Annotated in this window: 6 protein-coding genes; 2 read left to right on the top strand and 4 right to left on the bottom strand. The window is 62.8% G+C overall.

Annotation, left to right across the window (positions count from 1 at the left end; genetic code table 11):
• The 3 genes from F1542_RS10350 to F1542_RS10340 all read right to left on the bottom strand — a co-directional run.
• Positions 1-190, bottom strand: a 190-nt coding sequence (locus F1542_RS10350; protein ID WP_193732961.1) for a hypothetical protein, incomplete at its 3' end; no start/stop codon positions are given.
• 94 nt (positions 191-284) lie between these two features.
• Positions 285-1,280 (bottom strand): hypothetical protein, encoded by a 996-nt coding sequence (locus F1542_RS10345; protein WP_193732957.1) that lies wholly within the window; start codon positions 1,278-1,280, stop codon positions 285-287.
• Positions 1,281-1,567: 287 nt separating this feature from the next.
• Positions 1,568-2,494: a formyl transferase gene (locus tag F1542_RS10340; RefSeq protein ID WP_193732956.1), complete on the bottom strand. Its 927-nt coding sequence runs from the start codon at positions 2,492-2,494 to the stop codon at positions 1,568-1,570.
• A gap of 57 nt (positions 2,495-2,551) precedes the next feature.
• On the opposite strand from F1542_RS10340, the gene F1542_RS10335 reads away from it, so the two are divergent.
• Together F1542_RS10335 and F1542_RS10330 are read left to right on the top strand one after the other, a co-directional pair.
• Positions 2,552-3,196, top strand: a complete 645-nt coding sequence (locus F1542_RS10335; RefSeq protein WP_227672658.1) for a 3-methyl-2-oxobutanoate hydroxymethyltransferase — start codon at positions 2,552-2,554, stop codon at positions 3,194-3,196.
• A complete protein-coding gene (locus tag F1542_RS10330; protein WP_227672657.1) occupies positions 3,160-4,560 on the top strand; it encodes an MFS transporter in 1,401 nt (466 codons plus the stop codon). Before F1542_RS10335 ends, F1542_RS10330 begins: the two co-directional genes overlap by 37 nt.
• On the opposite strand, the gene F1542_RS10325 is transcribed toward F1542_RS10330, so the two are convergent.
• The coding region (locus tag F1542_RS10325) for a TonB-dependent receptor (protein ID WP_227672656.1) at positions 4,509-6,812 on the bottom strand (2,304 nt) is incomplete at its 5' end. The two genes, F1542_RS10330 and F1542_RS10325, sit on opposite strands and share 52 nt — an antisense overlap.

Raw genomic sequence — 6,812 nt, 5'->3', positions numbered from 1 at the left:
AGTCAAGGTCGGGCTGGGCCTGCACCACGCAGCGCACCAGCGCGCCCGCGTCACGCGACCCACGATGGATCGAACCATGCAGCACGCACAGCATTTCCAGCAGGCGACGTGTCTCGCCCCGCACACGTGATGAGCGGGGCTGTACGGTCCTGCGGCGTGCTGCCGGTCGTCTGCTTCTGGCTAGCGCCATATATAGGGTCTCCTGCTACTCCTGTCTGAATATAGGTATTGCAGGGGCGGATGTCGTGGGGGGAGGGCGATGTTTTCTCCCTCCCCCTGCCGCATCAGTTGCCGCCCGACAGGGCGAACCCGGTTTCAACCTGATCCAGCATGGCTTCCAGCTCGGCATGGCGCAGCGGATCGGTGCCGGTGGTGACATGGCCACGGGCGCGTTTTTTCAGGCTGCCGACGATTCGGGGGCTGATGGGCCGGTCGGTCCCGTGGCGCAGCATGTCGGCAATGCTGGTCCCGCGTTCATGGGCCGCCTGCATTACCGAAAACGCCATGTGGTTGACGATGTTCTCGAACTCGAAACGGCCAAAACGGGAATGACAGCGACTGAGCTGGTCCAGCGCCGTGGCATAGCGTTCCACCGGGTTGGCCTGCGTGGCTGTACGGAAATGCTGGGTATGGTAGCGCCCGGCCTGTATGTGTTCCTCCCGCGCCAGATCCCATTCACCAATGGCGGTGCATTCCGTCTCGATCAGGCAGTGCAGGGCACGGGCGTTCAGGCAGGATGCGACAAAATCCGCATGGGTAATGTCGTTCCATTCCAGCTTCTGTCCCGCACGCTGCATGGCGAAGCGGAAACCCCGGTGGCCATCAATGCCATACACGATGGTGGTGTTGCCCCGGCACAGCGGGTCGGTGCCGGTTACCATGATGTGACCGCTATCGGCACGGTGCATGTAATGCTGCCATGTCATGACATCGAGCAGCGTATCATCATCCACGAACCGGTCGGTATGACGGCGGACGTGTTTCATGAAGCTGGTGGCCTGCAGGCCGGTCACCGCATGGGGTGAAAAATCGACCTGCCACCATACGCATGCCCGCATCAGGTGGAATGCAAGCGCATCGCGCAGTTCCGCGAGTGCGGCATGTTCGGTGGCCAGGCTGTCCACCTGTGCATCGCACAGGGCCTTGACGGTCCTGAAGCGGTTGGCAAGCATGTCCAGCTGCCGCGCCACCGGCTGCCATGGGTCAAAATAGCTGACCAGGCTTTCGGGGCGGGAATGCTGCAGATGCCAGGCAGCCGGGGCGGTACGTGGTTCACGCATCGGGCGGTCCTTGAAGTATCTGGGGCTGGAAGGATCGGTGTCGGTTAAAGGGCCGATCATGCCGGGGGTGCCGACATGATACGGATCCATGCGCCACGATGGGATGGGGGCGGGTCACATGGGCTATGGCACTGGCCCGGTTATCGGGACTGGGTGTTATCTGCCTGTTCGTTGCATGCCATATTGATGTATATCATAAGCATGTTATGTGATAATGCTAATTAATATCACATTAAATCCAAGACAGGTTTCCCTACCCTGTCATGAATATGTTTCTTTCAGTTTTATCAGTAACGCAGCGTACGGCGGGTAAGTTCACGCGCCATGCGGTGAATGTCCACGCCCGCCCGCCTGATGACCGAGCGACTGGTGTGCTTGGCATCCACCAGCGTCACGGGACCGGCAGCCGACAGGGTATGCAGCCCGTCGGTCGCAGGTTGCCACGCGGCTGGCGCCGACAGGGGGGGGAGCGGGTGTGCCGCAAAATCGCGGGTGGTCAGGGTGGTGATGACCAGCGGGGTGATCGCGCCGCCATAGGTATGGGCACAGTCCTGCGTGGGCAGGATGATCGTTCCGTCATCCATCGCCACGGGTGTTCCGCCGGGCCGCGCGCTGTGTATGTCGCGCCGCACCGGGTTGCCGGGGTGGGGGTGCCATGGCCCGGTCAGGCTGTCGGCCCATGCAACATGCAGGGTATCGACACGCGGGCGTTCCAGTTCATGCCACGGGGTATAGAACAACCACCACCTGCCGTCATGGAACAGGGGGGAGGCATCGATCATTGGGCCGGGAAAGGCGCAGCCTTCCACCTCTTTCCAGCAATAGGGGAAATCGGTCGCACGGTACAGCCGCTGCATGCCGCTTTTGCCTGATTCCGGCATCATCAGGAACGAACCGTCCCGATCGCGCAGGATGACGGGATAGGACAGGTGCCATGGCTCCACCAGTACGGGGGCGTGGGCCGTGACGTTCAGGGTGCGGTCAAGGATGAAGACATCGATGCGCCCGACCTTCACGCGGTAATCATAGGCTTCGGCAAAAAGATACAGCCTGTCCTCGTGCCAGATGCCGAAAGGGTCGGCAATGAAACGGAAGGGGCCGGGATCGGGCAGCCATGTGACCGGCACATCCGCCAGCGTGCCCGCGCGCAGTATGTCGGGCATGGACCGGTGGAGAAGTCCCGTCTGCCATATATCGGTCCGGCCCAATCCCATTTACGCGGTTCCCGTTGCTGTCTGGCGGCTGATTTGCCAACACGGATATGCTGCAATATGCCTGATGCCATCGTAACAGATGGTCAGGTCAGGGGAATAGCAAGCATGGGCCATGGGGAACAGCCCCGGCGGCGGACCATTGGGGATGTGGACAAGGGGGACGTATCGTTCAGGTCGTACCAGCAGTCGCCCGCGCAGGCTTTCGGCAATGCCGCGCGCATCATGGCGGAAACCCGCTGTGGCGTGGTCAAGCTGGAAGGCGGGGCGGAAATGGCCGATACCGCGCGCTTCCTGTGCCTACGCGGCATTCCGGTATGCGGGCATGTGGGGCTGATGCCGCAGGTCGTCAACACGGCAGGTGGCTTGCGCATGCAGGGCCGTGATGCGCAGCAGGTACGCGAGGATGTCCGTGCCATTGCCGATTCATTCGCCATCGTGCTGGAGGGGACGGCAGGACCGGTCTTACGCGAGATCACGACGGGTCTGCCCATCCCCGTCATGGGTAATGGCGCATCGTCCGTCTGTGACGGGCAGGTGCCGGGGGCGTTTGACGCATTCGCGCCACGCTTTGTCCGCCGGTATGCCAATGTGGGCGGCGTGATTGGTGACGCCGCCGCACGATATGCGCATGATGTACGGATGCGTGTGTTTCCGGGACCCGAAGAATGTTTTGGCGTGCGCGGCACGATCCTGCCGGGATGATGCCCGGCCGCCCGCCCATGCCACCCGCATCCCGTATCGGACTGGCGGAGGTCATGGCATTTGGCGCGGGTGACATGGGGTTCAACATCATCTGGGGGCTGATGCTCAGCTACCTTGCGTATTTCTATACCGAAATCTGCCTGCTGCCGGTGCAGATGGTGGGGTTCATGCTCATGGCCGCGCGCGCGGCCAGCCTGGTGACCGACCCGGCGGTGGGGATCTGGATTGACCGCAGGCCGGCGGGGCAGCAGGCACTGCCCCTGCTGCGTGGCGGGATCGTGCCGTTCATGGTGCTGGTGGCGCTGGCCTTCATGCCCCTGCCGCATGGGTGGCCGGTGGTCGTGCGCGGCACATGCGCCACTATCGGGTACATGGCGCTGTGTGTGGCGTATGGCGTGGTCAATACCGCCTATGGCGCCATGACCAGCCTGATTTCGTCCGATCATGACATGCGCCTGCGTCTTGCCACCAGCCGGATGGTAGGGGCGACGCTGGGCAGCCTGCTGGTCAGTATTGCGACATTGCCCATGGTGGACTGGCTGGGTCATGGCGACCGGCAGGCGGGGTTCGCCCTGTTCATGGTCGTGGTGGCGTGTGCGGTGGGCGGATTGCTGTGGCTACCGTCGCGGTTCTGCCATGAACGGGTCGCGACCGACAGTGGTGACATGACGGTGCGCGCACGCATTGCCGGGCTGTTGGCCAACCGGGGCTGGCGGCGACTGACGGGGGCGATGCTGCTGACCATGCTGGGCAGTACCTTCCTGTTCGGTGCGCTGGTCTATGACGTGCGCTATGTCCTGCATGAAAGTGACCATATGGCCGGCTGGCTGCTGGGCACCATCAGCCTGATGGTGCTGGTGGGCTGTTGCATGTCGCTGCCGCTGGCGGCGCGGTGGGGCGCGGCCCCGGTCATGCGCGGTGGCACGCTGGCGGCGGGGGGCGTGCTTCTGGTGGCGTACGCGCTGCCCGCGCGGGTGGAGGTGACTGGCGTGTCGCTGGCGCTGTTCGGCCTGTGTGTCGGGATCTGCAACCCGGTCTGTTTTACCCTGCTGGCGCATTGCATGGATGGCGGCGACGGATTTTCGGGCCTGCATACGGTGGGGCTGGCATGGGCGCTGAATTCCACCGCATCAAAAATGGCATTTGATGTGGGTGGCAGCCTGCTGGCGGGTGTGCTGGCGGTATCGGGTCTGGTCAGTGGCGTGGGCGTGCAGTCTGTCCATGCACAGGCGGGTATTCATGCCGGCTTCCTGCTGGTGCCTGCCGTGCTGTACCTGTTGGCCGGTGGGGTCGTGCTGCGGTATTTCGTCCGTCAGAACCCGGTGGAGGCGGTAAACAGCACCGCAAGCCCGCCGCCCACGTAATATTGCGGGCCGTCGGCTCTGGTCAGGGTGGGGGTGGCGACACCGGACAGGTAATGCTGGTTGGTGATATTATTGAAATTCATCCGGAATTCGGGATGGGACAGGAAAGCGTGGTCATCCATGCGGTACCCGATGGCCAGGTTGCCGGTAGTATGGTCCGGCATGCGTTCATCATTCATGAATGTTGAGTACTGCCGTCCCGTGTAATGGACGGAGGCCATGCCGAATATGTGCCCGTCATCATAACTCAGCCCGGCGGAGGCCTGCAGTGTCGGGCTTTCCACCGCCGTCTTGCCCCGCGTCGCCAGCATGCCGCTGCTGGAGGGGATGTCACTGTCAATGGTGGCGTGCAGGTATTCCCCCGACAGATAGGGCGCGAAATGGTGCCATGGCCTCATGCCGATTTCCACATCCACCCCGCGTGAGGTCTGGCCACCGCCATTGATGGTGGATTCCACCTGCCCGATCTGGGTCTGGATTTCACGGTTGGTGAAGTCATAGTTGAACAGCGTCAGGCTGCCGATGATCAGGTCGCCATTGTAGCGGTAGCCCAGTTCCTCCGACACGGAATATTCGTTCTTCAGCTGTGTGGCGATCCCACTGGCTGTCACCCCGCCAAACAGCGCGGTTTCATCGGGCGTGCGGAAATTGGTCGTGGTGTTGAAAAAGACCATGTGCCGCGGGCTTATGCGGTAACGGATCGCGATGCGTGGCAGCGGGGTGGCGGAATTGCTGCCCGCCGCCGTCTGCACGTTATCCGACGTGGTGGTGCCATGGCGGTCCAGCATGACTTCCTTGAACCCGACATCCACCATCAGGCGGTGGTTCAGGAAATGCATCCGGTCACCAATATAGAGTGCGTTGGTCTGGGAAATCATGTGGTAACTGCCAGCATCCACCTGTTGCCTATCGGGCTGCAGCAGGGTGCGGCTTATGCGGTCCACCCATATGTCGGCGGCCGTACCCTGCGCATTGACGGACGTGAAGGGCTGGTGCTCGCTGTCATCGGAATAGTCGTACCAGTACCCGAACACCAGGTCATGGTTGCCAAGCTGCCAGTCCAGTGTCGCGTTGAAGCCGGAACGGTAGCTGGTCTGGGTCCAGTTCGCGCGGACTACGGCGTTTTCATCGCAGCTACCCGTGCCGCTGCACAGACCGCTGTCACCCATGGTCGTACCGCTGGGGTCGTTGCCGTAGCTCCACTGTGCATACGGCGTGACCTTCAGGTGCAAATTGTCCGCCAGTGTGAAGCGCGCCGGGGCCGCGAGATAGGCAATGCGCTCGGGCTGCCGGTACAGTGCCCAGTAATCCGTGCCGCCCGCCGCATCATTGGGGTTGTAGGTGGCGGCAAGGTTGTTGGCCGCACCGTGTGGTCCCTGTGCCTGCCAGTCCGCCTTGTCCACCGGCGGGTAGTAGCTGGCGACCATCGTATTCCATGTCCCGATCAGGGAGACCCGGTTGCCCGCCCCCCATTCGCGCAGGAATTTGAAATCGATGTGCTGGCGTTCATCATGGCCCGGCCCGCGCCAGTTATCGGTATAGCCATGGGAATAGGACACGAAGCCGCGCAGGCCGGTATGTCCGATCTGCCCGGTTTCCAGCCGCAAAAACTGCCGGTTGGTGTTGTATGACCCGTACGAGACATCCGCATAGCCCCCGGCCTTCATGGCGGGATCGCGAAAGGACATGTCCATCAGTCCCCCCGCCGCGTTCAGGACGGGGGCATCAAGGTCGGCCGATCCCTGCTGCAGGGAGACACTCTGGTAATTTTCCGTATCCGCGAACTGCCCCGGATAGCCGTTGTAATAGGCGATATCATTAAGCGGCATGCCCTCCAGGATGTAACCCAGCGAATCCCCGCTCAGTCCCCGCACCGTGATGTTGGTCTGGGGCGAAAACCCCAGCGCGTCGGAGGAGGAGACATTGGCCCCGGGCAGCAGGCTGACCATGTCGAACGCCGTCGCACTGGGCGCCTGCTTGCGCATGAAATCGGTGCCGATGGTGCTGACGGATTTCGGCGCGTCTTCCACCCGGATCAGGCCGCCGCCGGGCTGGGTGCCCACCACGTGCTGGCTGGTCACGGTCATGGTTTCCGTGGGTACTGCGGGAAGAGGCGCGGGCGTGGTGGCCCGTGTCGTGGCCGGGGTCGTGGCGGGTGTTGCGGCAGGCGTGTTGTCATTCCCCGACGCCATGCCTGGCCCCATGCCCAGCATCGTGCCCAGTGCTACGGTCAGCATCCGCCGGCAGGAAAC

Source organism: Komagataeibacter sp. FXV3 (assembly GCF_015155755.1).
In the GTDB taxonomy this organism is placed as follows: Bacteria; Pseudomonadota; Alphaproteobacteria; order Acetobacterales; family Acetobacteraceae; genus Komagataeibacter.
Note: the sequence above shows the minus strand (reverse complement) of the source record. Positions and strands in the feature narration are given on the sequence as shown.